Annotated in this window: 25 protein-coding genes; 18 read left to right on the plus strand and 7 right to left on the minus strand. The window is 40.7% G+C overall.

Annotation, left to right across the window (positions count from 1 at the left end):
* Positions 1–13: 13 nt before the first annotated feature.
* Positions 14–640 (plus strand): TIGR04282 family arsenosugar biosynthesis glycosyltransferase, encoded by a 627-nt coding sequence (locus WG954_RS01070; protein ID WP_340432751.1) that lies wholly within the window; start codon positions 14–16, stop codon positions 638–640.
* On the opposite strand, the gene WG954_RS01075 is transcribed toward WG954_RS01070, so the two are convergent.
* The 6 genes from WG954_RS01075 to atpD form a co-directional block, all read right to left on the minus strand.
* On the minus strand, positions 613–1,686 hold the full coding sequence (locus tag WG954_RS01075) for a BamA/TamA family outer membrane protein (protein WP_340432753.1): 1,074 nt from the start codon (positions 1,684–1,686) through the stop codon (positions 613–615). The genes WG954_RS01070 and WG954_RS01075 overlap by 28 nt on opposite strands.
* A 16-nt stretch (positions 1,687–1,702) precedes the next feature.
* Positions 1,703–2,761 carry a VOC family protein gene (locus WG954_RS01080; RefSeq protein ID WP_340432754.1) on the minus strand — a complete coding sequence of 353 codons (1,059 nt, stop codon included), beginning with the start codon at positions 2,759–2,761 and terminating at the stop codon, positions 1,703–1,705.
* Positions 2,762–2,809: 48 nt separating this feature from the next.
* Positions 2,810–3,496, minus strand: coding sequence for a TIGR04283 family arsenosugar biosynthesis glycosyltransferase (locus WG954_RS01085; RefSeq protein ID WP_340432756.1), 687 nt, complete (start codon positions 3,494–3,496; stop codon positions 2,810–2,812).
* 73 nt (positions 3,497–3,569) lie between these two features.
* On the minus strand, positions 3,570–5,204 hold the full coding sequence (locus tag WG954_RS01090) for a DUF4139 domain-containing protein (protein ID WP_340432758.1): 1,635 nt from the start codon (positions 5,202–5,204) through the stop codon (positions 3,570–3,572).
* 99 nt (positions 5,205–5,303) lie between these two features.
* Complete coding sequence (gene atpC / locus WG954_RS01095) at positions 5,304–5,555, minus strand: ATP synthase F1 subunit epsilon (protein ID WP_324231923.1); 252 nt, start codon at positions 5,553–5,555, stop codon at positions 5,304–5,306.
* Between the two features lie 94 nt (positions 5,556–5,649).
* Complete coding sequence (gene atpD / locus WG954_RS01100) at positions 5,650–7,149, minus strand: F0F1 ATP synthase subunit beta (protein ID WP_340432761.1); 1,500 nt, start codon at positions 7,147–7,149, stop codon at positions 5,650–5,652.
* A gap of 409 nt (positions 7,150–7,558) precedes the next feature.
* Between atpD and WG954_RS01105 the strand changes: the two genes are divergently transcribed.
* The 17 genes from WG954_RS01105 to WG954_RS01185 all read left to right on the plus strand — a co-directional run bounded on the left by WG954_RS01105 (position 7,559) and on the right by WG954_RS01185 (position 21,225).
* Positions 7,559–8,395, plus strand: a complete 837-nt coding sequence (locus tag WG954_RS01105; protein ID WP_340432764.1) for a dienelactone hydrolase family protein — start codon at positions 7,559–7,561, stop codon at positions 8,393–8,395.
* A gap of 187 nt (positions 8,396–8,582) precedes the next feature.
* Positions 8,583–9,002: a lipocalin family protein gene (locus tag WG954_RS01110; protein WP_340432765.1), complete on the plus strand. Its 420-nt coding sequence runs from the start codon at positions 8,583–8,585 to the stop codon at positions 9,000–9,002.
* 257 nt (positions 9,003–9,259) lie between these two features.
* Positions 9,260–9,979 (plus strand): ferredoxin--NADP reductase, encoded by a 720-nt coding sequence (locus tag WG954_RS01115; protein WP_340432767.1) that lies wholly within the window; start codon positions 9,260–9,262, stop codon positions 9,977–9,979.
* A gap of 214 nt (positions 9,980–10,193) precedes the next feature.
* Entirely contained in the window at positions 10,194–10,544 is a 351-nt protein-coding gene (locus tag WG954_RS01120; RefSeq protein WP_340432769.1) for an NADH-quinone oxidoreductase subunit A, read from the plus strand.
* Positions 10,545–10,580: 36 nt separating this feature from the next.
* A complete protein-coding gene (locus tag WG954_RS01125) occupies positions 10,581–11,123 on the plus strand; it encodes an NADH-quinone oxidoreductase subunit B (RefSeq protein WP_324231929.1) in 543 nt (180 codons plus the stop codon).
* Positions 11,120–11,578 carry an NADH-quinone oxidoreductase subunit C gene (locus WG954_RS01130; RefSeq protein ID WP_340432772.1) on the plus strand — a complete coding sequence of 153 codons (459 nt, stop codon included), beginning with the start codon at positions 11,120–11,122 and terminating at the stop codon, positions 11,576–11,578. Before WG954_RS01125 ends, WG954_RS01130 begins: the two co-directional genes overlap by 4 nt.
* 3 nt (positions 11,579–11,581) lie before the next feature.
* A complete protein-coding gene (locus WG954_RS01135; protein WP_340432774.1) occupies positions 11,582–12,697 on the plus strand; it encodes an NADH-quinone oxidoreductase subunit D in 1,116 nt (371 codons plus the stop codon).
* A gap of 70 nt (positions 12,698–12,767) precedes the next feature.
* Positions 12,768–13,844, plus strand: coding sequence for an NADH-quinone oxidoreductase subunit NuoH (gene nuoH, locus WG954_RS01140; RefSeq protein ID WP_340432776.1), 1,077 nt, complete (start codon positions 12,768–12,770; stop codon positions 13,842–13,844).
* Positions 13,845–13,853: 9 nt separating this feature from the next.
* Complete coding sequence (locus tag WG954_RS01145; protein ID WP_340432778.1) at positions 13,854–14,333, plus strand: 4Fe-4S binding protein; 480 nt, start codon at positions 13,854–13,856, stop codon at positions 14,331–14,333.
* Positions 14,334–14,361: 28 nt separating this feature from the next.
* Positions 14,362–14,877, plus strand: coding sequence for an NADH-quinone oxidoreductase subunit J family protein (locus WG954_RS01150; RefSeq protein WP_340432780.1), 516 nt, complete (start codon positions 14,362–14,364; stop codon positions 14,875–14,877).
* Entirely contained in the window at positions 14,874–15,188 is a 315-nt protein-coding gene (gene nuoK / locus WG954_RS01155; protein ID WP_182802017.1) for an NADH-quinone oxidoreductase subunit NuoK, read from the plus strand. The genes WG954_RS01150 and nuoK overlap by 4 nt, the downstream gene beginning before the upstream one ends.
* A 3-nt stretch (positions 15,189–15,191) precedes the next feature.
* Positions 15,192–17,123, plus strand: coding sequence for an NADH-quinone oxidoreductase subunit L (gene nuoL / locus WG954_RS01160; protein WP_340432785.1), 1,932 nt, complete (start codon positions 15,192–15,194; stop codon positions 17,121–17,123).
* A gap of 1 nt (position 17,124) precedes the next feature.
* Positions 17,125–18,615 (plus strand): complex I subunit 4 family protein, encoded by a 1,491-nt coding sequence (locus WG954_RS01165; protein WP_340432788.1) that lies wholly within the window; start codon positions 17,125–17,127, stop codon positions 18,613–18,615.
* 9 nt (positions 18,616–18,624) lie between these two features.
* Positions 18,625–20,028 (plus strand): NADH-quinone oxidoreductase subunit N, encoded by a 1,404-nt coding sequence (locus tag WG954_RS01170; RefSeq protein ID WP_340432789.1) that lies wholly within the window; start codon positions 18,625–18,627, stop codon positions 20,026–20,028.
* A gap of 45 nt (positions 20,029–20,073) precedes the next feature.
* Complete coding sequence (locus tag WG954_RS01175) at positions 20,074–20,481, plus strand: hypothetical protein (RefSeq protein ID WP_340432790.1); 408 nt, start codon at positions 20,074–20,076, stop codon at positions 20,479–20,481.
* Complete coding sequence (locus WG954_RS01180; RefSeq protein ID WP_340432793.1) at positions 20,472–20,924, plus strand: DUF1569 domain-containing protein; 453 nt, start codon at positions 20,472–20,474, stop codon at positions 20,922–20,924. The genes WG954_RS01175 and WG954_RS01180 overlap by 10 nt, the downstream gene beginning before the upstream one ends.
* A 55-nt stretch (positions 20,925–20,979) precedes the next feature.
* A complete protein-coding gene (locus WG954_RS01185; protein WP_340432795.1) occupies positions 20,980–21,225 on the plus strand; it encodes a hypothetical protein in 246 nt (81 codons plus the stop codon).
* Positions 21,226–21,302: 77 nt separating this feature from the next.
* On the opposite strand, the gene nifJ is transcribed toward WG954_RS01185, so the two are convergent.
* Positions 21,303–24,860 carry a pyruvate:ferredoxin (flavodoxin) oxidoreductase gene (gene nifJ, locus WG954_RS01190; protein WP_340432797.1) on the minus strand — a complete coding sequence of 1,186 codons (3,558 nt, stop codon included), beginning with the start codon at positions 24,858–24,860 and terminating at the stop codon, positions 21,303–21,305.
* Between the last annotated feature and the right edge of the window lie 186 nt (positions 24,861–25,046).

The following is a 25,046-nucleotide window of genomic DNA, read 5'->3' on the forward strand; positions in this document are numbered from 1 at the left end:
TGCTAAAACTTACATGACCAAGAAAGCAATTATTGTATTTGTAAAAAATCCCGAACCGGGAAAAGTAAAAACAAGATTAGCAAAGGATATCGGCGATGCTGCAGCGGTTGACGTTTACCGTCAGTTGCTGCGGCATACGCATGATGTGCTGATACCTGTTGCCGCAAATAAATTCGTTTTCTATGCAGATGAAATTAATCGTCTTGATCTGTGGGAAACAAATTCGTTTTACAAACAGCTGCAGTATGGAAATGATTTGGGCGAACGGATGCAACATGCGTTTTCTTTTTTGTTTGAACTGGGTTATGAACATGTGCTGATCATCGGCAGCGATTGTCCGCAACTCTCTACAGAGCATCTGAACAAGGCATTTGAATTATTGGAAACACATGATGTATGCATTGGACCGGTTGATGATGGAGGTTATTATTTACTTGGATTACGTGCTGTTCATCCAGCATTTTTCAGTAACAAAGCATGGAGTACCGACAGTGTTTACAGCAGCACTATCAACGATGCAGCTGAGGCCGGGTTAACGGTTGCTGTAACCGAACAGTTAAGAGATGTAGACACGCTTATTGATTGGGAAGAGTTGAAAGAATTACTCGATTATCAGAAAGCTTCACCAATGGTAAAATAAAAAGCGGTTGAATTTTTTCCAAAACCTGCGTCTAAACGCAGGTTTATTTTTTCGGCAGGGTTTAATGCAAAACGAAGTCCTGCACCGTACGTTGTACGAATATGCTCCGCAATATTTTTCAGTTGATCATTTACTGCACCTGCATTGGCGAACACCGTTCCACCAAATCGTTTGTAGATCTTGAAGCGGTATTCTGTTCCTGCTGCCAGGAGATTTTTATCCCGGTAGCGCCCTTCATAAAACCCACGCATTTTTTTATTACCACCCAACAATGCCAGTTGACTGAACGGTACATTTCCATCAACCATGTCTGCAAACAGATTAAAAGCCCACACATTTTTTCGTTTGGTTGAAAGATAAGTGGATGCATCAAGTGTATAGCGCTTGTATTTATAGTTGCTGCCGGTTACATTACCGTAGAACTGTGCTCCTGCATCAACAAACACACCGGCGCCGGCAAAGAAAATATTATCACGGGTATCGTAATTCAATGCGGGACCAATACCTGAAATAAAACTTCGTGTACTTCCTTCGATTGTACCAGATGAAAGTTGCTTGCCCTGTTCTGTTTCCACCACACGATAATCTTCCAACCAATAACGCAGGCCTGCATAGAGCTTTGGATTGATCTTACGCAACACATTCAATCGCACTCTTGGATAGTTTACTTTGTATAATTCTTTGTAATCAGCAGGCTGATCATTTCCGATGCCGAAAAAGTAGTATGAGTATTTGTAATAACCCACTTCGCCATAAGCAGTAAACTTGCTTCCGGGTGTGTAAATACGAAACGGTGCATACAATAACAGTTGCTTATTAAATGTATAGGCTGCTCCAAACTGCACTTGAGAAGGATAAAGTTGTGCAGTATCTTTTTTATTCCGGAACGTATACGCTGCAAATCCGCCAACAGCCACGCTTGTTTCAGGCGAATAAAACACAACGGGAAATGCAGATAGACGACGAGGTTTATTTTTTCTGCTGCTGTCTTGCGAAAAAACATTTGCTGTAAAAAAAAAGATGACTGCAGAAAAAATAAACCTCATAATTGTGTGGCGCCTGCTACACTTTTACCCTCGAGAAACTGAGACTTTTTACCATCCAGTTGGGTAACGGTTTTTCAGGCTTCCTGTTTTTTAAGTTTAAATACCATCCTATTTTTTTCAGGATGGGTACACGATGTGTTTCTACATATTCGATCCATGTTCCGTCCGGATCTTCGTTGTACGAAAAGTGACCGGCTGCTTCACCCATATCAAAACTATTGGCACTGTCAACGGTGAACGGAAAACCATTTTCATTGCAGATGCGTTCGTGTTCTTCGTAACCATTAATATCAAAGCACACATGAATGTATCCCTGATCGCCCCAATAGCGGTTTTCAAAAATCTTCTTGGGCGTACGATCAGTTACTTCAATCAATTCAACATAGGTTGGGCCGAGTAACTTTGAAAATGCCCCTTCCTGTTTGCGTGTATGTCCCAGCATCACACGTTTGAAATTGTGTTGCCCACCGGGTATGTTGCTGAACTCATCGTAATGACCTTCATCCAAAAACAATTGCTTATCGTAACCCAATACTTTTTCATAAAACGGAATTGCTTTCGCTATTGAACTAACGCCGATGGTTACGCCACAAACACCACCGGTATGTCTTCCAGTATCACTGAACCAATTTTCATCCGCCATTACTTCAAAAATATTTCCGTACGGATCTTTCATGAAGAACGATTCAATGCCACCCGGATTTTCTTTTGGTGCGCTCAACAGGTTTAAACCTGCTTTCTGATATTCAGCATAAGCAGCTTTTACATTTTTACATTTGATCTTGATCATGAAAATACCTGTGTCACCCAACTGCACTTCAAATGTAGCAGGTTGTGATTTGCGGCTGCGGTATTCCCAAATTTCAAATCCACCACCACCTTGCATGTTCAATGCAAGGATTGCATATCGCTCGTGACCTTCACCACCGGTATAACGTTTCATCAGCTCTGCCCGTGCAGCATCTTTAAACACAACTACATCGGTTCCAAAATGTTTATTGTACCAGATAAATGCTTCATCTGCATTTGTTACACCGATACCTACCTGCTGAATACCACTGATGATCCGTTTCATTGAACTTATTTTTATTTACGAAAGCGTGAAGATATTAGTTTTTCGAATTTACCAATTGAGTAAGCGTTTGTAAAGTGCTGCCATTTCTTCCTGCGATGCCCCATTTTTATACATAAGCATCATAGTACGGTTTGCCGTCTGCACTTTCCACCAACTGTTTTTGTCGTATTTCCGGTCGGAGATGAGTGCCCCGGCAGCAAAGATTTTATACTGTGACTGTTGCCTTGCACGTTCAACAAATTCGTAATCCTCCATTACACGCATATCTCTTCGATAGCCGCCGGTTGTAACAAATAATTCTCTTGTAACAAATAAGGTTTGATCTCCGCCATAGCAGGCAAACCAATCGAACCGTGAAAAGAACGACATCATTTGCACATACCATTTCCTGGTGTTGAATGTTGTGCGATAACGGCCCAACCCATATCCATCGGCAACGGCCTTTTGAATATCGGTTGCAAAACTTGGTGGGGGAAATACATCGGCATGCACAAAATAAAAGACCGATCCACTTGCTTTTGAGGCACCATAGTTTAACTGGGCACCTCTGCCTTTTTTCGGTGATACAACAACAGTTGCTCCAGCTTTGGTCGCTACCTCCTTTGTCTCATCAGTGCTTGCTGCATCGCACACAATTATTTCCTGCAGTAAAGAACCTCCATGCAGCTTCAGGTAGGTAACCAGTGATGCTATGTTTTTTTCTTCGTTGTAAACAGGAATAATAACTGAGATCATGAACACAAATTGGCGATGAAGATAAGTAAGACGCAGAAAAAAACCGCAGTGTTTTGCTGCGGTTGATGAATGGTTAGTCAAGTTGTAACTTCTTCTCTTTCGGGTATTTTACACTGTACTTCATTTCCATTTTCTTCAACTGTTTTGGATCGATGGTAAAGGTCCAAGTGATGATCTTTGTTTCTTCGTTTAGCTTAGCGCCATCATACTTTATATCCTCAACTTCAATTTCTTTAAGCGTTGAAATAGGAAACTGATCTTCCACAATAATATTCACCGGAACAGTCTTGTTATTGCGAACGGTTATTTCATACTGTTTGGTTTCGGTACGGTTTCCACCAAGGAATTTCTTGCTGCTGAACTCTTTCAGCAATGTTCGTTTAACTGTGATCCCTTTATCGACACCTAACGAAAGTGATAAAGTATCATTATCAGTTGACAGATCGAGATAGGATTTACCAAGGAATGTTCCTTCGAAAAACAAATTGGTTTCACCGGGAATTAAATTAAGATCCTGCCAATTGATAAGCTTGGCTGTGAGGTATGCAGCTTCATCTAATTTGGGAGCAGAGTAATATTCATAATAAGCTTCGATGCTTTTGTCATTGATGCTCATCGTATTTACTTTGCCATCGTTATTCACTGTTGCTATTTCCTGTATTTCGTATTGAGTAGTGATGGGTTGAAAAGTTGTGACGACTTGCAAAGGAATTGATTTGTCTTCCTTTTTTAAAGAAGATGCCCCTCTTATTTGAATACCTGGAGTACTACCAGCCAAGAATCCTTCTGTAGTTCCATAGCCAGTTACAACGACTTCCTGTAGATGATTTACTGCCGGCTTTATTGCATAAGAAATAAACCATGGATTAACGAGTGGTTTTGTATTATTATCATTCGGGTTACCGGTTGATAATACCAGTTTAATGTTGTTCCAATTCTCTCCACTTGTTTGGTACACATTCGCATTCATTTCCAATTGCAGTTTACTCACCACATCTTTCACACGTATATTATAAGTGGGATACCAACCTGCTTTCTGCACGAGATAAGAAATTTCAAACGGAACTGTTGCCGTTTCTTTTACATCAGCAAGAACCACAATTTCATTGGTGGAGAGATCGATCTTCCTGCTCATTTCTGCCAGTTGATTCGACAATTTATTCCGTTCCTTATTCATCTCTTCGATCTCTTTTTGCAGAGTCAGTTGTTGTTTCAACACTTCTGTTAATCTTGCTCTTTGAAAATCGAGTGATTGTCTTAATTCTTCTGGCTTCAATGTAACTGTTGATCCAGCTATCTGCTGGTTTTTGATCAGCATTGCTTCTTCCTGCTTAAATACTTCCAGCACTTTGGATGTAAGACTGATCTTATCATTTAGCTGAAAGAATTTTTCCTGGGTTGTTTTGATCTCTTCTCTTACTTCCTGTTCTTTTAAATAATCACGTTGAACACGTACCGATAAAATAGTGAGTCGGCCATCGGCCTTCACCTGCACACTTTGTTTTTCAATATCGGTGGAGATACCTGTAAAAACAATTTCCTGCTTGCCTGCAGTAATGGATTGTTTTACCGTTCGTTTAACCTGTGCCCCTTTCATGAACACCGTTACCTGTTCCATTTTTGTTTCAACAGGAACACGTTTTACTGATTGAGCAACTAATGTAATGGGGAGTACATAAAGAAGAAATTGCAGCCATTTCGTTTTCATAAACAATTGTTTTATGAACGATTGATGCAACGGGAAATGTAATTACATAAAAAAGTCCCACGTTAATCGTGGGACCTTTCAAAACTTATCTAAACCTGTTTACACAGCTTCACTTCCTTCAATGAGTACTGTTACTTTATTGTTCAGCACTTCTACAAAACCACCCTGGATCTTATACAGTTCGTTACGGTTTTTTTCAACCAGTATTTTTAACTGTCCTGCTTTCAATGCACTCACCAATGGTGCGTGGTTATCCAGCACTTCAAAGCTACCGGCAATACCAGGCAACTGTACACCAATTACCTCGCCGCTATATGTTTTTCCGAGTGGAGTTAATATTTCGAGATTCATACGCTAATTTGAAAATTTGAAGATCTAAAGATTTGAAAATTCGATTCAGCATCACGCCAATCTTCAAATTGGCAATTTCAAATCATCAAATCAATTATCCCTTCGCTGCTGCCATTAACTTCTTACCTTTTTCGATGGCATCTTCAATAGTACCTACAAGGTTGAATGATGCTTCAGGATATTCATCCACTTCACCATCCATGATCATGTTGAAACCACGGATCGTGTCTTCGATGCTTACGAATACACCTTTCAAACCGGTAAACGCTTCTGCTACGTGGAATGGCTGAGAAAGGAAACGCTGTACTTTACGTGCACGGAATACAGTCATTTTATCTTCTTCGCTCAATTCATCCATACCAAGGATAGCGATGATATCCTGCAATTCCTTGTAACGTTGAAGGATCAACTTCACACGGTTAGCAGTGTTATAATGTGCATCACCAACAATAGCAGGAGTAAGAATACGTGATGTAGATTCCAACGGACTTACCGCAGGATAGATACCAAGATCAGCGATCTTACGATCCAATACTGTAGTAGCATCCAGGTGAGCGAAAGTTGTTGCTGGTGCCGGATCGGTCAAATCATCCGCAGGTACATATACCGCCTGTACAGAGGTAATTGAACCGTTACGTGTTGAAGTGATACGTTCCTGCATCAATCCCATTTCAGTTGCAAGCGTTGGTTGGTAACCTACCGCTGAAGGCATACGGCCTAACAACGCAGATACTTCAGAACCAGCTTGTGTGAAACGGAAGATATTATCAACGAAGAACAAGATATCTTTTCCTTTACCAGTACCATCTCCATCACGGAAATACTCGGCAATTGTCAAACCAGAAAGAGCTACACGGGCACGAGCGCCTGGAGGTTCGTTCATTTGACCAAATACGAAAGTAGCTTTTGAAGATTTCAAACCTTCCATATCCACTTTACTCAGATCCCAGCCACCTTCTTCCATGCTGTGCTTAAATGCATCACCATAGTTCATGATACCGGCTTCAATCATTTCACGCAACAGATCATTTCCTTCACGGGTACGCTCACCTACACCGGCAAATACCGACAGACCACCGTAACCCTTTGCAATATTGTTGATCAATTCCTGGATCAATACTGTTTTACCCACACCGGCACCACCAAACAAACCGATCTTACCACCTTTTACATATGGTTCAATCAGGTCAATTACTTTGATACCTGTAAATAATATCTCGTTGGTTGTGCTCAATTGTTCGAAAGCCGGTGGCTTGGCGTGAATTGCACGACCACCTTCTTTGCTTACTTGTGGCAAGCCGTCAATGGCATCACCTGTTACATTAAATAATCGGCCGCTGATCAATTCACCGGTAGGCATGGTAATATTCTTACCTGTATCAGTTACTTCCATACCACGAACGAGACCTTCAGTACCGTCCATCGCAATGGTACGAACACTGTCCTCGCCTAAGTGCTGCTGTACTTCCATTACGAGTACATCACCATTAGGGCGTTTTAGTTCAAGAGCGCTGTAAATTTCCGGGAGTGTGCCGTCGAACTGAACGTCTACAACGGCGCCGATAACCTGTTTTACCTTACCAGTATTGGCCATATTGAATGTATTTAAAAAAGAGAGTTTTAAAATTAGCTCGTTATTTTTTATTTCTTTTTGCCTCGCTGAATAAAACCTTTGTTTTATTTGGCCGCAAAGGTAAGGGGCTGAAGGGGAAATGAAAAATGGAAAATAGGATAATTTAGAAATGAGGAAAACTTTGGAAAAAGCCTGAAACGGCTGGTTATAATTGTTTTAAGTTGGGGGCTTTCTGCGTTCTTTTTCCTCATCAACTTTTGTCCCGGCCATCCACTTGTAGTCCTCCCGCTTTCAGCGGGGGAGCTACCGCTGCTGTCCGGCAGCCCTTGGGCAGAAGAATATCTTTCGGCAAATAACAGCTTGCCCCTTTCCAAACTTTTTGCTCCCTTTGTGGTTATAAAGGCCGATGTTTAAACCTAAACTGAGAATCATGAAAAAAATCAAGTTTCGTTTACTACTGCCTGTTCTGGCAATTGTCGCTCTGGCAGCCTGTAACAATGAAGAAGCAAAAACAACCACAGAAAACAAAGAGCCCCTTCTCAAAGAAGAAAGTATAACATTTACCAGCGACACTAACAGCATGAATGGTTTTGTGGTGTATGATGAAAATATTGATGGCGCCCGTCCGGCCATTTTGATCGTACCTGAATGGTGGGGATTGAACGATTATGCTATGATGCGTGCCCGTGAGCTGGCGAAGCTTGGTTATATAGCTATGGCCATGGATATGTATGGGCACGGCAAAATTGCTGACAACCCGGATAGTGCCGGCGCAGCTGCAGGTCCATTTTATCAAAACCCGCAATTAGCCAAAACACGTATGGAACAGGCCCTTGCAAAACTGAAAAGTTACAAACAGGCAGATGGCAATAATGTTGCAGCCATTGGATATTGCTTTGGCGGTGCAATGGTATTAAATACCGCACGTATGGGATTAGATGTAAAAGGAGTGGTAAGTTTCCATGGCAACCTGGTGGGTACTCCATTAAATAAAGATTTGCTGAAGGCAAAGATTTTAGTTTGTCATGGCGCAGCTGATCCGTTTGTTCCTCCAACAGAGGTAGCTACCTTCAAACAGCAAATGGATTCTGCCGGCATAACTTATACATTTAAAGAATATGCTGACGCTACGCATGCATTCACCAATCCCAACGCAACAGCTATGGGTGAGAAATTCAACATACCGATCAAATACAATGCTGCTGCCGATAGTACAAGCTGGAAGGATATGAAAGATTTTTTTACCTCGCTGTTCCAACAACAGTAATCATCATTCGAATGATGGAAGGGCTTTCGAAAGAAAGCCTTTTTTTGTAAACAGTAAATTCACTGAAAACCCTATTTCGGAAACACAGCTATCTGAATATCTACACACTTATGAATTGGCGTTTGAAAAATGTGTCTTTTATAAAAGCCAACGATTATTTTCACCGAAACAAAATCAATTGTATCTCATGAAAAATTATTTCTTCGCAGCAGTTGCTGCCTCTGCTCTCCTGTTTTCCTGCAAAAAGAACGACAAAACATCTTGCGACAACACAGTTGCTGCGATTGCGGGTAATTATAAAATCACAAATATTACATTGGCTGGTCAGTCTGTTACTGATCAGTATTTGGATGCCTGTGAAAAAGATGACGTTTATCAACTTAAGGCTGATAAAACAATCATTTTGGTTGATGCTGGTACTAAATGTAGTCCTGCCGGAGATGGTGGTGGCAATTGGGATGTTGCCAGTGGTACCATAACAATTAGTCAAACTTCTGGTGGCGGATATGACTTTAGTGGAACTGTAGTTAATAAATGTAACAGCATTGAAGTTTCTGAAGATATAGGAGGGACCTATAAGCTCGTTACTACTTTTACCAAGCAGTAATTTCTAATCTCTTTTTTTGAAATAAGAGGGAACCGTATCATCGGTTCCCTCTTTTCTTTTTTACTCCTCTCAATTATTCGCTGCAGTAAGCATTAACCAGTAAGTCCTGTCAATTCCTGATCCTGCCAACTGCCATCCTTAAACTATGATATGAAACATTTTTTCTGAAGACAAGGATCACTATGCACTCGTTTTCGTAAAAAAGATTGGTTTATACCTTCATATAAAATAAATTGAGCTATCAAAACTAAAAACTCATGGCGCTTCAACCCTGGCGAACCGGCACAATCATCCGTATAGTTGACGAGACTCCCAACACAAAACGTTACTGGATTCAACTTCCCGAACTGGATGTATTTGATTTTAAACCCGGCCAATTTGTGCAACTGGAATTTCCCATTCATGAGCAGCAAAGTAAACGGCTTCGTAGTTACAGCATTGCTTCCTGGCCTGACGGCACAAACGTATTTGAACTGCTGATTGTTTTAAACGAACAAGGCGCAGGCACTACCTGGTTGTTTGCCAATGCTGTTGTGGGAACAGAATTACCTGTTCGTGGAGCCATGGGCGTATTCACTTTACCTGATCCAATTGAAAAAGATCTCTTCTTTATTTGTACAGGAACGGGCATTGCTCCATTCCGCAGTATGTCGCATTATATTAAACTGCATAATGTTCCGCATAAGAATATTTATTTACTCTTTGGTACACGCAAGAAAACTGATCTGCTGTACTACGATGAATTAACTCAACTGGTGAAAGATCTTCCGGGTTTTCATTATATACCCACACTTTCAAGAGAAGAATGGGAAGGTCGCAAAGGATATGTACATCCCATTTACGAAGAACTATGTGCCGGTAAACAAGATGCAAACTTTTTCCTTTGCGGATGGAAAGCCATGATCGATGAAACAAAGAAACGTATCATGGAAATGGGCTATGATAAGAAAGCCATTCACCAGGAATTGTATGGATAATATTCGTCATTGTAACAGATGAGAGGAAACAGTTTTCCTGATGACTGTCATCAATTGCTGCAACTCGTTCAACTGCGACCTTTCATCTTTCAAAATGATGATCCCTTGTCGGAAACTGATTCATTATAAAGATTCTGAATAAGTTTTTAAATAATTACGACAGGTGGAAGAAAGAAATGATGTAATTTAAAACCGCAAACAAACCATTTCATTTATGGGTGCTGCTTCGCTTATTATATTAATTCTTGCTGCCATTGCCTTTTCGGCCGGTGCTATTCTTATAGCAAAAGTGGTGACCAAAGCCACAAAAAACAAGCAAAAATCTGAGCCATACGAATGCGGTATACCAACTGTTGGCCCAAGCTGGATTCAATTTAACGTAGGTTATTATTTATTCGCTCTCATCTTTTTAATTTTTGATGTGGAGTTGATCTTTTTATATCCATGGGCAGTTGCAGCTAAACAAACAGGTTGGCTGGCGCTCATTGAAATTGTGATCTTCTTCTTCATTTTATTTATGGGCTTTTTATATGCACATAAAAAAGGTGCACTAAAATGGAAATAAAATAATCGTAAACAACACCCCAACCAAAAGTACCAGATGACAGAACAACAACATACCGCAACAGATTTCCCCGGACAGATCCACGAAACACCGGGCGGTGGTATTGTCCTCAGCAAATTGGATGATGTAATTAACTGGGCACGCTCCAACTCATTATGGCCACTTACGTTTGCCACAAGCTGTTGTGGTATTGAAATGATGAGTACGGCAGGTGCCAAATATGATTTTTCCCGTTTTGGTTTTGAAGTAGCACGTGCCACACCACGCCAGGCCGATGTTATTATTATAGCAGGCACCATCGTAAATAAAATGGCACCGGTGCTGAAACGTTTGTATGATCAAATGGCCGATCCAAAATATGTGATTGCAATGGGTGCCTGCGCTATCAGCGGAGGTCCTTTCTTTTATAATACATACTCCGTTGTAAAAGGTGCAGACCATGTTATACCGGTTGATGTATATGTGGCCGGTTGTCCGCCACGCCCCGAAGCATTATTACATGCGTTGATCTCATTGCAGGAAAAGATCAAGAGTGGTTTAACCAGAGAACAAATAAAGGAAGGAAAAGAAAGTATATGACGAACGAAGAATTAAAGACAAGTATTCCAACGCTGTTAGCTTCTGCAGTAATTGAAGATGGCAGCGATTTTCTGACGATCAACGTTGAAGCAACCGATTGGTTATCCTTCGCACAACAATTGCGCAATGATGCTTCGCTGCAATTCAATTTTCTTTTTTGTTTGACTTGTGTTGATTGGAAAACGCACTTAACAATGGTGTATCATCTGCGTTCCACCATTCATCGTCATGAGCTGGTAGTAAAAGCAAAACTCGACAGAACAAATCCTGAAATAGAAACCGTGAGCCATATCTGGCGCACTGCAGAATTTCACGAACGTGAAGTTTATGAAATGTTTGGTGTAAAATTCCTGAACCATCCCGATCTGCGTTTGCTAATCTTGCCCGATGGATGGGAAGGAAAGAAACCCATGCTGAAAGATTTTGAAGATCCGATTAACATGATCAGACTCTAATTTATGTTTGAAGAAGTAGGTACAACAACAGAAGGCGATTTAATCATTAACGTAGGACCACAACATCCTGCCACACATGGCGTATTGCATTTGGTAATTACGTTAAACGGCGAGACCATCAAGAATGTAGAACCGCATCTCGGTTATATTCATCGCTCGATTGAAAAGATGTGCGAAAGCCTCACCTACCGTCAATTCATTTATGTTACTAGCCGTATGGATTATTTATCGGCTCATATCAATAACCACGCTTGTGCCATGTGTGTGGAGAAAGGAATGCAAATAGAAATTCCGGCACGAGCACAAGTGATCCGTGTGTTGATGGATGAACTTACCCGTATTGCTTCACATGAATTATGGTGGGGAGCAATGGCGATGGATCTTGGTGCCTTCACTCCTTTCTTTCATGCATTTCGTGAAAGGGAAAGCATCAATGATATTATGGAAGAAACATGTGGTGCTCGATTGACCATGAACTACATGGTGCCCGGTGGTGTAATGCATGATCTTCATCCCAACTTTCAAAAACGGGTAAAAGATTTTATCCAACTATATAAAAGTAAAATTCACGAATACGATGAAATGGTAACCGGCAACATCATTTTCCAAAACAGGATGAAAGGTGTTGGTATTATTTCTCCGGAAGATGTGCTCTCCTACGGTTGTACTGGACCGGTAGCAAGAGGCAGCGGCGTAAGCAGCGATGTGCGCAAATTATATCCTTATGAAATTTACGACAAGCTGCAGTTTGATGAAGTGTTGGAAACAGGTTGCGATTCGTTTGCACGTTACATGGTTCGCATTCGTGAAATGCAACAATCGATCCGCATCATTGAACAATTAATTGATAATATACCCGAAGGTGATTTCCAGGCAAAAACAAAAGCTGTGTTGAAATTACCCAAAGGCGAATTCTATACAAAAGCAGAAACAGCACGTGGCGAGTTGGGTGTGTATATTGTAAGTGAAGGCGGAACAACTCCTTACCGTATAAAATTCCGTTCACCTGGATTCTCCAATTTATCAGCATTGAATCATTTGGTGAAAGGTGGAAAGATCGGCGATTTGATTGCCGCAATGGGAACATTGGATCTGGTGATACCGGATATTGACAGATAGTTTAATGGCAGATTAGCGGTTGCAGATTTTAGATTAAATCCGCAATCTGTAATCATAAATCGAAAATTGAATGTGGAGCTTAAGTAACATAGCAACAAGCATTGATCAATGGCTGAATGAAACATTCAACCCTACACTCGCACTCATAATTGAAATGCTGATAGCAGGTGTGGCAGTGATTGGCTTATTTGCAATGCTGGGATTAATATTGGTGATCATGGAACGCAAAGTATCTGCGTGGATACAGATACGTTTAGGACCAAACCGTGTTGGGCCGAAAGGAATGTTTCAATCATTAGCAGATACATTAAAGTTGTTGGTGAAAGAAGGAATGACCCCCGGTGGTGCTGATAAATTATTGTTTAATGTAGCACCGTTTGTGGCCATGATCGTTGCCATGTTGCTGATGGCACCTATCGCTTTTGCTAAAGATTTTCAATTATGGGATCTCAACATAGGCGTATTGTATATTACTGCAGTATCATCTATTTCCGTGATCAGTATTTTAATGGCAGGTTGGGCGAGCAATAATAAATATTCATTGCTCGGTGCCATGCGCAGTGGTGCACAGATTGTGAGTTATGAATTATCTGCCGGTCTTGCCATACTTGCCATTGTAGTGTTAACGGGAAGTTTGCGTATAAGCGATATCATCAATGCACAGGCCGATGGCTGGTGGATCTTTAAAGGACATATCCCTGCTATTATCTCCTTCATCATTTTCATCATTGCTGTAACAGCAGAAACAAACCGTGCTCCATTTGATATGGCGGAAGCAGAAAGTGAATTAACTGCAGGTTTTCATACAGAATATTCAGGGATGAAATTCGCACTCTTTTTCCTGGCTGAATATGTGAATGTGTTTATTGTTTGTGCGATCGGTGCTACCTTATTCTTAGGTGGATGGATGCCGTTTCACATTGGCAACTGGGAAGCATTTAATCATGTGATGGATTACATTCCATCGAGCATCTGGTTCTTTGGAAAAACATTCTTTTTGATATTTCTGATCATGTGGTTCCGCTGGACATTCCCACGGCTACGTATTGATCAGTTATTGAATCTTGAGTGGAAATATTTATTACCGATCAGCATGTTTAATTTATTGCTGGTAACGGTGATCGCCATATTAGGTTGGCATTTTTAATATAGCATTATGTTTTTAAAACAATACATAAAAGACGTCTGGGGTGCAATGAAATCATTAGCAACAGGTATGAAACGTACCGGCTATTATTTCACCCACCACAAAGAGATCATCACCGAACAATATCCTGACAACAGGGATACATTGGTATTGCCTGAACGTTTCAAAGGTGAAGTGGTAATGATACATGATGAGAACAACGAACATGCGTGCACGGGTTGTACTGCTTGTGAACTGGCTTGTCCCAACGCCACCATCAAGATCATTACCAAGTTTGATGTGGATGCAGAAACAGGCAAGAAGAAAAAAGCGATCGACACATTTGTTTATCATCTTGAATTATGCACCATGTGTAATTTATGTGTAGAGGCTTGTCCAACAGGTGCAATTAAGATGGCGCAAACTTTTGAACACAGTGTGTTCGACAGAAGTAAACTGACAAAGACATTGAACCAACCCGGATCGAAGATCAGGGAAGGTGTTGAATAATTGAATATTGGTTTTATAACGAACTGAAATGACTGCATCACAAATTATATTTTATCTCATCTCAGCTTTTATTCTGAGCATGGGTGTGCTATCAGTAACCACGAGAAAAATTTTCCGTTCGGCTATCTGGCTGCTGTTTTCATTAGTTGGAATAGCCGGTCTTTATTTCTGGATGGACGTGCAGTTTATTGCTGCAGTACAAATTGTAGTGTATGTAGGCGGTATTGTTGTACTCATTATCTTTTCCATTTTTCTAACGCAGCAATCGGGCAAGGAAATGCCTAAAGCACCATTGGTAAGAACTATCGCCGGTGCATTGGCCGTATTGTTTGGCTTTGCGTTTACTTATTTGTTAATTGATCAATATGGCTTTGTCACCATTGACCAGTCCTTTGATAATGATGTTGCACGCATTGGTAAAGCAATGTTGAATACAGAACAAGGTGGCTACTCCTTACCATTTGAAGTAGTGAGTATGTTATTACTGGCAGCCATGGTTGGTTGCATTGTTATTGCATTAAAAACAAAACCTGAAGAAAAATGAGCGAAGTTCCTGTAACACATATTTTATTTGTCAGCACGGCCCTGTTCTTTATTGGCATGTATGGTTTGTTTACAAGAAGAAACATGATCACCATGCTCATGGCCATTGAATTAATGCTGAACAGCGTCAACATCAACTTTGTAGCCTTCAATAAATATTTGTATCCCGATAAATTAGACGGCATCTTCTTTACCATCTTCATAATTACGATTGCAGCTGCAGAAGCAGCCGTAGCGATTGCCATCATCATCAATCTCTACCGCAGTCATAATTCAATTGATGTGGAAGACGCCACTGAACTGAAATACTAAGACATGAATTACTCTTCATACATCGCATTGATTCCTTCACTACCGCTTGCAGCATTTGTGTTGCTCGGAATGTTTGGCAGGAAATACATGAATCAATCAGCAGGCATTATTGGAACAGGTTTGCTGTTGATCTCAACTGTGCTTTCCATTTACACAGCTTATCAGTATTTTTTTGTTGATGGTAAAGTGGGTGATACTTATCAAACCATCACTGCATTTAAATTCACCTGGTTATCGTTTTCTGAAAATGTTTCCATCGACATGGGTGTCATCCTCGATCCTATTTCGGTGATGATGTTGGTAGTGGTAACATTTGTTTCACTGATGGTGCACATCTTCAGCCTTGGATATATGAAAGGCGAAGAACGTTTTGCAACGTACTATGCATTCCTCGGCTTGTTTACTTTTTCAATGTTAGGATTGGTGGTGTCATCTAATCTTTTCCAGATATATATGTTCTGGGAATTGGTAGGTGCATCATCTTATTTACTCATTGGTTATTATTTCCAGAAACCATCAGCCGTGGCTGCATCAAAAAAAGCATTCATTGTTACACGCTTTGCTGATCTTGGTTTTCTCATCGGCATATTAGTATTAGCATTTTATGGTGAAAGTTTAGACTTCAACACCATTATACAAAATTTAACGGCGCAGCAATCATCACAGTTTGTTGCCATCACATCTGCATCATTCATTGGCATATCTGCATTAACATGGGGATTAACCCTGGTGTTCATGGGTGGAGCCGGCAAAAGCGCCATGTTCCCACTGCATATCTGGTTACCCGATGCAATGGAAGGCCCTACACCTGTTTCTGCATTGATCCATGCTGCAACAATGGTGGTGGCCGGTGTTTATTTAGTTGCAAGATTATTCCCTTTGTTTGCTGTGAATGAAGAAGCATTGTCCATTGTTACAATTGTTGGATTAGTGTCTGCATTGTTTGCTGCGGTGATCGCTTGTACGCAAACAGATATTAAACGTGTACTCGCCTACTCCACCATGAGCCAAATCGGCTACATGATGTTTGCATTAGGTGTAAGTGGTACCGGTGGTGAAAATGGATTGGGCTACACTGCTTCCATGTTTCATTTGTTTACACATGCATTCTTCAAATCATTATTGTTCCTCGGAGCAGGTGCTGTTATACATTTATTGCACAGCAACGACATGAAAGATATGGGCGGCTTGCGCAAATACATGCCCATTACACATATCAGCTTTTTAATAGCTTGTCTTGCGATAGCAGGTGTTCCTCCATTTGCCGGATTCTTCAGCAAAGAAGAAATTCTGTTGGCTGCATACAATTCAAGTATGATTGTTTATGTAATTGCATTGCTCACATCGGGGCTAACTGCTTTCTATATGTTCCGTTTGTACTTTTCTATTTTTTGGAATAAACAAACAGAAGTCCACAACAATCATGGCGAAGGAACATTCTCTATGAAACTTCCGCTGATTCTTTTAGCAGTATGTACTCTTGTTGCGGGCTTTATTCCATTTGGCGAATTTGTTTCTGCAGATGGTAAAGCACTCGAATCACATTTTCATTTAAGTTTCTCTATTGCACCGGTGGCGCTTGGTCTTGCAGGTATTTTAATTTCAATGCTGATGTACAAAAATGAAAACAACAAACCTCACCAGGTTGCAACTGCACTGGGTGGATTGTACAAAGCAGCTTATAAGAAATTTTATATTGATGAATTGTACCTGTTCATTACCAAGAAAGTCATCTTCAATTTTATTGGCCGGCCTGCCGCATGGATCGATCGTAATATTGTTGATGGGTTGATGAATGGTATTGCATCAGGCACGGGAAAAATATCAAGTCTCATCAAAAATCTGCAATCAGGTAAAATACAGAACTACACCTTGTATTTCTTTGGTGGACTGGCTGCATTCTTAATCATATTTATTTACTTCTGGAAACCATAATATGAACCTCACGTTACTACTCATATTGCCACTTGTATTTTCGCTGCTATTATTAGTAGTGAAGGGACAAAAACAGGTACGCCTCGTTGCTTTAGTTGCTGCCGTTGTACAATTGGGTGCAGGTTTATTCCTGTTGATGCAATTCCTTGCAGAACGGGCAACGAACAATGCTGCGTTTTTGTTTGAACAAAATCATATATGGTACAAAGCACTCAACATTGGCTATCATATTGGCGTAGATGGTATTTCAGTAGCGATGATCCTCTTAACCGCTTTCGTGGTATTGGCAGGTGTGTTGGTTTCATGGAAACAGGAAACCATGCACAAAGAATTCTTCTTTTTGTTGCTCTTCTTAAGTTTAGGTGCATACGGTTTCTTTATTTCACTCGACCTCTTTACCATGTTCTTCTTCCTGGAAGTAGCGGTAATACCAAAATTTTTATTGATTGGCATCTGGGGAAGCGGCAAGAAAGAATACAGTGCATTGAAACTGGCGTTGATGCTAATGGCCGGTTCTGCATTGGTATTTGTTGGACTATCCGGTTTATATTTTAATACCAGCATCAACGGCGTCCATTCGTTTGATCTCCTGGAGATTTCAAAACAAAATATTTCGCCTGCCTTGCAAAACGTTTTCTTCCCGTTTGCATTTATTGGCTTCGGCATTTTCACAGCACTGTTTCCGTTTCATACATGGGTACCCGATGGTCACTCAAGTGCACCAACAGCAGCATCAATGTTTTTGGCAGGTATTTCAATGAAACTAGGTGGTTATGGTTGCTTACGTGTAGCAACGTATTTAATGCCCGATGCAGCAGAATATTATTCAACCATCATTATCATCTTATCCTGCATTGCAATTTTATATGGTGCATTTGCGACCATGATGCAGACCGATCTTAAATACATCAACGCCTACTCTTCCGTGAGCCATTGTGGTTTTGTATTGCTGGGTATTGGGATGTTAACCAAAACATCCATCAATGGCGCTGTGTTGCAGATGGTGAGTCATGGTTTAATGACGGCCCTCTTCTTCGCCGTGATTGGCATGATTTACGATCGGACACATACAAGACAGGTTGCGCAACTCGGTGGTCTGTTAAAAGTGATGCCATTCATTTCATCTGTATTTGTGATCGCAGGTTTGTGTTCGCTAGGCTTACCCGGCCTAAGTGGATTTGTTGCAGAGATGACGGTGTTCATGGGTAGCTGGCAACGTGCAGGTGCATTCTATCACACCGCTACCATAGTTGCCTGCGCTTCCATTGTGGTAACTGCAGTTTATATTTTGAGAGCAGTTGGTTCGTCTATTATGGGACCAATAAAAAATAATGAGCATACACAATTAGGTGATGCCGGCTGGAATGAAAAAACAGCGGCCGTTGTTCTATTAGTTGGAATATTAGTGATGGGTATTGTACCGTTCTGGTTAACAGATCTTATCAATCCCGGTACAGAAGTAATTATACAAAAGTTAGGATCGATAAAGTAAAACGAAGCAATGAGTAACTTTTTTCTTTTGATGCAACAGGAATTGCTGTTAACAGCAATCATCTTTATTCTACTATTCATGAAGCTGAGTACAGTGGAATGGAAGACTAAGAATGTGTTGCTGGTAGTGAATGTTTTATTAGCGATCAACATGGCTGCCGGATTTTTCTTTCAAGGAAAAGGAAGTTTGTTTGGCGATATGTTTCAGCAAAATGATCTGCTTCGACTCGAAAAAAATATTCTCAACCTCGGAACGCTTCTTATCTCCTTACAATCGTACAACTGGTTACTGAAACATAAACATGCAACAGAATTTTATTTGCTGATGCTCTCTACCTTGTTGGGCATGTTCTTTATGCTGAGCAGCAGTAATCTTTTGATGTTTTATGTAGGATTGGAACTGGCAAGTATTCCACTGGCAGCATTGGCCAATTTCGACCTGGAGAAAAGACGTTCATCTGAAGCAGCCATGAAATACATCATGTCGTCTGCATTTGCATCCGGCTTGTTATTATTTGGTATTTCTATGATGTATGGTGTTACCGGGACGGTGAGTTTTGCAGAATTACAAACAGCAGCGTCTGATCAACCTTTATTCTTATTTTCTTTTATCCTCATCCTGGCTGGCTTTGGATTTAAAATATCAGCAGTTCCCTTTCATTTATGGACAGCCGATGTGTACGAAGGTTCGCCCATTGCTGTTACATCCTATTTATCAGTGATCTCCAAAGGCAGTATGATCTTTGCGATGACGACTGTATTGTTTTCTGTGTTCGGTCAATTGATATTCCATTGGTACAATATCATTGCGGTGCTGGCAGTTTTATCAATGATCGTTGGTAATCTCTTCGCCATCCGTCAACAAAATGTAAAACGATTCCTCGCCTTCTCTTCGATTTCGCAGGTTGGTTTTATTTTGATTGGTGTAACCGGTGCAAATGCCATCGGGCAGAGTTCGGTTATTTATTTTGTGCTCATTTATATCTTCTCTAATCTTGCAGCGTTTGGCGTGTTGAGTTTGGTAAGTTCAGAAAAAGGCAAAGAAACCATTGATGATTTCAAAGGCTTTTATAAAACCAATCCATTGTTGACTTGGGTACTGGCGATCGCTTTGTTTTCATTGGCAGGTATTCCACCTACAGCCGGTTTCTTTGGTAAATTCTTTTTGATACTGGCAGGTGCAGGAAAAAATAACTATCCGCTTATTACCATTGCAGCGTTGAATATGGTGGTTTCGCTTTATTATTATCTGCGTATCATCAAAGCCATGTTTATGGATGCCAATGAAACGCCAATTGAAAAAGTAGAGATGACCTGGGCACCAAAACTTTCAATGGCCATTTGTGTTGCAGGTATTGTTATCACAGGTATTGTAAGCGGAGCATATGAATATATTTATTCATTAGTGAAATAAATGTTTTTGAAGATCGTACTTCGTACATCATAAATCGTACATGTTATGGCTATCAATAAAAATCATGAATTCGAAGATCTTGATGGAGTGAAATGTGCCATCGTGGAAAAGAATGCTTCAAAAGAACGTGTTGCGTTTTTAAAAGACTTACTTGAATTCAATCGCTATAAAGTAATTGTTGTTCCATCACCTCCTCCAAAAGCAGCGCCAGCTCCTAAACCCGTTGAGGGTGAAGCGCAGGTAGAAGCGCCTCCTCCTCCACCGGCACCTGAAACATTTACGGTTGGTGTTACAGATGTTACATTCAATGCAACGAATGCCATTTTCGGTCGGTTGTTGAAAACAAAAGATAACCGTGTTGTTACGTTGGCTTACTGGCAACAGGAGGAAACAACAAGCAGTGACAATATTCCTTATTTTTCGATTGACGAAAACAGTCATCAATGGAAGTAAAGAATTTATTTGATCAAGAGGCGTACGATGAGATCATGATTCGCCTTCAAAACTTAACGGCAACCAGTGAACGTCAATGGGGAAAAATGACAGCAGCACAAATGCTGGCCCATTGCAAAGAAGCTTACAAAGTTCCGCTCACGAGTAAAAAATTAAAGCGACTGCCCATCAGTTATATCGGTTGGATCTTTCGGCCTGTGTTATACAATGCAAGACCTTATCGGAAAAGCTTACCTACTGCTCCCAACTTTATTATTAAAGACGATCGTGAATTTGAAAAAGAAAAAGCAGAAATGCTTTCCATCGTAAAAGCGTTTCATGAACGAGGAGCAAGTGGTATCGGCGATAAAATGCATCCCACTTTTGGACGCATGACTGCAGAGCAATGGGGTAAGAGTATGTGGAAACATCTCGATCATCATCTGCGGCAGTTTGGAGTGTAGCCCTTTTGCATTATTTTGCGGCACATTCATATTTCAATCAAACCAACCACATACCATGGCGCAGAAGCAACTTTCGGAAATGACCGAAGAGGAATTAAAGAAAAACATACGAATGATGAGTATCGCAGTAACTGTGATTATTGTGTCTATTATTATCATGTTCATCTCAGCCATTTATACTTACACAAGAAAAGGCTTCACCGTTACAGCTGTTTTACCGTTTGCATTTATGCCCATTGCAATTATTAATCTGATGAATCTGAAAAAGATGAAAGCAGAGCTGAATTCAAGAAAGAAATAAATTAAGTAGCGCATATTCAAACAACAAAGGGAGCTTCTCACGAAACTCCCTTTTCTCTATTCATATGGGTCAATATGCTATAATCCTTTTAATGTTTCCAAACGTTCCCATCTGCTCACTTTTGCATCCTGTGCCTGTTCCATAAAACGTGCAGCGAGTTCAGGATCTTTTGCTTTTATAATGTTGAAACGGTTTTCATGATACATAAACTCAGCCAGGTCGAGTGAAGGATCTTTTGAATCCACCACAAAACGTTGACCTTTTGGTTTCATCGGATTGTAATGGAACAAAGGCCAGTAACCACTCTTCACTGCAAAGTCTTGCTCTTCTGCACCATGTGCCATATCAATACCATGTGCAATACAATGACTGTAAGCAATGATCAACGAAGGACCTGGATATGCTTCTGCTTCAAGAATTGTTCTGATGGTATGCATATCATTTCCACCCATTGCAATTTGTGCAACATAAGCTGTACCGTGTGCAATAGCCTGCATCGCCAGGTCTTTCTTACCCGTTGTTTTACCATTCACACTGAACTTCGCACTGGAACCTAATGGAGTTGATTTTGATTTTTGTCCACCGGTATTGCTGTACACTTCAGTATCCAATACCATGATGTTTACATTTTCTCCAGTGCTCAACACATGATCCAATCCACCATAACCAATATCATACGCCCAACCATCACCACCAATAATCCAGATCGATTTCTCTTCTAAGAAATCAGCCAGATGAAAAAGATTCAATGCAGCCATTGAACGTTCGCCACTCAATCTGTGTTTCAATTCTTTTACCAATTCATGTTTCTGATGAATGGCAGCTTCTGTTGTTTCGTTGTTATTCAGAATCATATCAACCAACTCTCCGCCGATCATTGGCCGTAATTCATCAAGCAATTGCATCGCCATTTCTCTTTTCTTATTGCTGGCCATACTGATACCCAACCCAAACTCTGCATTATCTTCAAACAAACTGTTGGCCCACGCTGGTCCTACACCTTCTTTATTTTTTGTCCATGGTGTAGTTGGTAAGTTACCGCCGAAGATGGATGAACAACCTGTTGCATTCGCAACAATCATCCGTTCACCAAACAACTGTGTTAAGAGTTTTATATAAGGAGTTTCGCCACAACCTGCACATGCACCGCTAAACTCAAACAACGGCTGGAAGAATTGTGAACCTTTCACTGTATTCTTATTTACTCTTGTGCGATCAACTTCCGGAAGTGTTAAGAAATAATCCCAGTTTTCTTTTTCCTGTTCCTGGATATTTGTTTTATCCAGCATGTTAATGGCTTTGTGACCGGGATCTGTTTTGCTGGTAATAGGACAGAACTCAACACACAACGTACAACCTGTACAATCTTCTGTTGACACTTGCAATGTGTATGCTTCAGTTTCTTTGTTCCATTCTTTGCCAATAGGATCAACATGTTTGAAACCTGCAGGCGCATCGGCTAACAATGTTTTGTCATATACTTTCGGACGGATAGCTGCATGCGGACAAATCATAAAACATTTACCACACTGCGTACACAACGATGTATCCCAAACCGGCACCGCATCTGCAATGTTTCGTTTTTCCCATTTGGTTGTACCACTTGGGAAGGTTCCATCTATCGGGAAAGCACTCACCGGTAATTCATCACCTTCACCTGCAATAATTTTACCCAATACCTGTTTTACAAAATCAGGTGCTGCATCGGGCACAGCAGCATCAATGGGCTTATCGCCAATCACAAATTTTGCATAATCCACTTCATACAAATTGGCCAATGTTTTATCAACCGCTTCGTAATTCTTTTGCACAACAGCTTCACCTTTCTTCCAATACGTATCGTAAATTGCTTCTTTAATTTTTGCAATCGCTTCTTCTCTTGGTAATACATTACTGATGGCGAAGAAACAGGTTTGCAAAATTGTATTGATACGGTTGCCCATGCCTGCTTCTTTTGCTACTGTGTATGCATTAATGGCATAGAACTTTAATTTTTTATGAACGATCTCTTCCTGGATCTTCTTCGGCAACATACTCCACAGCTCCTCTTTTTCATACGGTGCATTTAAAAGGAACACTGCTCCTTCCTCCGCATCTTTCAGGATATCATACTTGGTGAGATAATTGAAATGATGACAAGCCACAAAGTTTGCCGACTGTACCAAGTAAGTTGAATGAATCGGGTTTTCACCAAAACGTAAATGCGATACCGTTAACGATCCTGATTTTTTTGAATCATACACAAAGTATCCCTGCACATGATCGTTGGTTTTGTCACCAATAATTTTAATGGAGTTTTTATTTGCACTCACCGTTCCATCGGCACCTAAGCCAAAAAACAAACCACGGAACTTATGTTGTGCTTCAATATTAAATGTCTTGTCGTATTCTAAACTTGTATGAGTAACGTCATCATCAATACCAATGGTAAAGTGATTTTTTGGTTTATCTTTTTTCAATTCACGGAACACCGCTTTCACCATCGCCGGTGTAAATTCTTTGCTCGATAAACCATAACGTCCACCTATCACATGCGCATGATGATTTTCCTGTGCTTCGTTCAACGCATTCACCACATTCATATAAAGTGCTTCACCAATGCCGTTTGGTTCTTTACTTCTGTCGAGCACAGCAATACTTACCACACTTTTCGGAATCACTTTAATAAATGCCTGCACATCCAACGGACGGAACAAACGTACCACGATCATACCTACATGCGATCCATGTTCATTTAAATAATCAACGGTTTCTTTTACCGCACCTGCACCAGAGCCCATGATCACAATTACACGATCAGGATGTGCATGTCCGTAATATTCATACAAACTGTATTGACGTCCGGTGAGTTTTGCAAACTCATCCATGGTTGATTGTACAATAGAAGGAACATTAGCATGATAAGTATTGGCCGCTTCCCTGTTCTGGAAAAACACATCAGGGTTTTGCGCCGTACCACGTATCGAAGGGTTGTTTGGATTCAATGCACGGTTGCGATGTGCATGAATGGCTTCCATATCCATCATTTGTTCAATGATCTCATCAGGGATTACTTCAACCTCATTGAGTTCATGTGAAGTACGGAAGCCATCAAATATATTCAGAAAGGGAACTCTTGCTTTTAAAGTAGCCGATTGAGCGATCAATGCCATGTCCATTACTTCCTGCGGATTGTTACCAAACAACATGGCAAAACCTGTTGAACGCACCGCCATCACATCACTGTGATCACCAAAAATAGAAAGCGCATGCGTAGCAAGGCTACGTGCGGCAATATGAAATACAGTAGGCGTTAATTCACCTGCAATTTTATACATGTTGGGAATCATCAGCAACAAACCCTGCGATGCTGTAAATGTAGAAGCCAATGCACCGCCCTGTAATGCACCGTGTATGGCACCTGCAGCACCTGCTTCACTTTGCATTTCCATGATACGGGGCACGGTACCAAAAATATTTTTCATGCCTTTCGCACTCCATTCATCGGCCCACTCGCCCATTGTTGATGATGGTGTAATGGGATAAATAGCGCATACTTCATTGCATTTATACGCAATATAAGCAGCGGCCTCGTTGCCATCCATTACTTCGTAAAGTGCTTTGTCTTGTGCTACGGGGTTGGTTATTGCTTGCATGTAATTGATTTGAAGCAACGAAATTACCCGACCCTTTATGGGTAGTGAATGACGCTAATCAGTAAAAAAACTAATTGAGGTGAGGAAAAACAGGGAAAGCATGGGTGTTGATCATCTGTAGTATTATATGGCGTCAACTGTTGCCACGCTCGTTTCATGGTTCCGGTTTCATGGCAACATATACAA

Source organism: Lacibacter sp. H375 (genome assembly GCF_037892425.1).
Lineage (GTDB): Bacteria > Bacteroidota > Bacteroidia > Chitinophagales > Chitinophagaceae > Lacibacter.

Bases quoted from the DNA above. Each gene is read 5' to 3' on its own strand.
- WG954_RS01075 (WP_340432753.1), bottom strand. From the start codon at position 1,686: ATGAGGTTTATTTTTTCTGCAGTCATCTTTTTTTTTACAGCAAATGTT.
- WG954_RS01070 (WP_340432751.1), top strand. From the start codon at position 14: ATGACCAAGAAAGCAATTATTGTATTTGTAAAAAATCCCGAACCGGGA.
- nifJ (WP_340432797.1), bottom strand. From the start codon at position 24,860: ATGCAAGCAATAACCAACCCCGTAGCACAAGACAAAGCACTTTACGAA.
- atpD (WP_340432761.1), bottom strand. From the start codon at position 7,149: ATGGCCAATACTGGTAAGGTAAAACAGGTTATCGGCGCCGTTGTAGAC.
- WG954_RS01145 (WP_340432778.1), top strand. From the start codon at position 13,854: ATGTTTTTAAAACAATACATAAAAGACGTCTGGGGTGCAATGAAATCA.
- WG954_RS01165 (WP_340432788.1), top strand. From the start codon at position 17,125: ATGAACCTCACGTTACTACTCATATTGCCACTTGTATTTTCGCTGCTA.
- WG954_RS01120 (WP_340432769.1), top strand. From the start codon at position 10,194: ATGGGTGCTGCTTCGCTTATTATATTAATTCTTGCTGCCATTGCCTTT.
- WG954_RS01125 (WP_324231929.1), top strand. From the start codon at position 10,581: ATGACAGAACAACAACATACCGCAACAGATTTCCCCGGACAGATCCAC.
- WG954_RS01150 (WP_340432780.1), top strand. From the start codon at position 14,362: ATGACTGCATCACAAATTATATTTTATCTCATCTCAGCTTTTATTCTG.
- WG954_RS01085 (WP_340432756.1), bottom strand. From the start codon at position 3,496: ATGATCTCAGTTATTATTCCTGTTTACAACGAAGAAAAAAACATAGCA.
- WG954_RS01180 (WP_340432793.1), top strand. From the start codon at position 20,472: ATGGAAGTAAAGAATTTATTTGATCAAGAGGCGTACGATGAGATCATG.
- atpC (WP_324231923.1), bottom strand. From the start codon at position 5,555: ATGAATCTCGAAATATTAACTCCACTCGGAAAAACATATAGCGGCGAG.
- WG954_RS01110 (WP_340432765.1), top strand. From the start codon at position 8,583: ATGAAAAATTATTTCTTCGCAGCAGTTGCTGCCTCTGCTCTCCTGTTT.
- WG954_RS01185 (WP_340432795.1), top strand. From the start codon at position 20,980: ATGGCGCAGAAGCAACTTTCGGAAATGACCGAAGAGGAATTAAAGAAA.
- nuoL (WP_340432785.1), top strand. From the start codon at position 15,192: ATGAATTACTCTTCATACATCGCATTGATTCCTTCACTACCGCTTGCA.
- WG954_RS01090 (WP_340432758.1), bottom strand. From the start codon at position 5,204: ATGAAAACGAAATGGCTGCAATTTCTTCTTTATGTACTCCCCATTACA.
- WG954_RS01170 (WP_340432789.1), top strand. From the start codon at position 18,625: ATGAGTAACTTTTTTCTTTTGATGCAACAGGAATTGCTGTTAACAGCA.
- nuoH (WP_340432776.1), top strand. From the start codon at position 12,768: ATGTGGAGCTTAAGTAACATAGCAACAAGCATTGATCAATGGCTGAAT.
- WG954_RS01105 (WP_340432764.1), top strand. From the start codon at position 7,559: ATGAAAAAAATCAAGTTTCGTTTACTACTGCCTGTTCTGGCAATTGTC.
- WG954_RS01130 (WP_340432772.1), top strand. From the start codon at position 11,120: ATGACGAACGAAGAATTAAAGACAAGTATTCCAACGCTGTTAGCTTCT.
- nuoK (WP_182802017.1), top strand. From the start codon at position 14,874: ATGAGCGAAGTTCCTGTAACACATATTTTATTTGTCAGCACGGCCCTG.
- WG954_RS01175 (WP_340432790.1), top strand. From the start codon at position 20,074: ATGGCTATCAATAAAAATCATGAATTCGAAGATCTTGATGGAGTGAAA.
- WG954_RS01080 (WP_340432754.1), bottom strand. From the start codon at position 2,761: ATGAAACGGATCATCAGTGGTATTCAGCAGGTAGGTATCGGTGTAACA.
- WG954_RS01115 (WP_340432767.1), top strand. From the start codon at position 9,260: ATGGCGCTTCAACCCTGGCGAACCGGCACAATCATCCGTATAGTTGAC.
- WG954_RS01135 (WP_340432774.1), top strand. From the start codon at position 11,582: ATGTTTGAAGAAGTAGGTACAACAACAGAAGGCGATTTAATCATTAAC.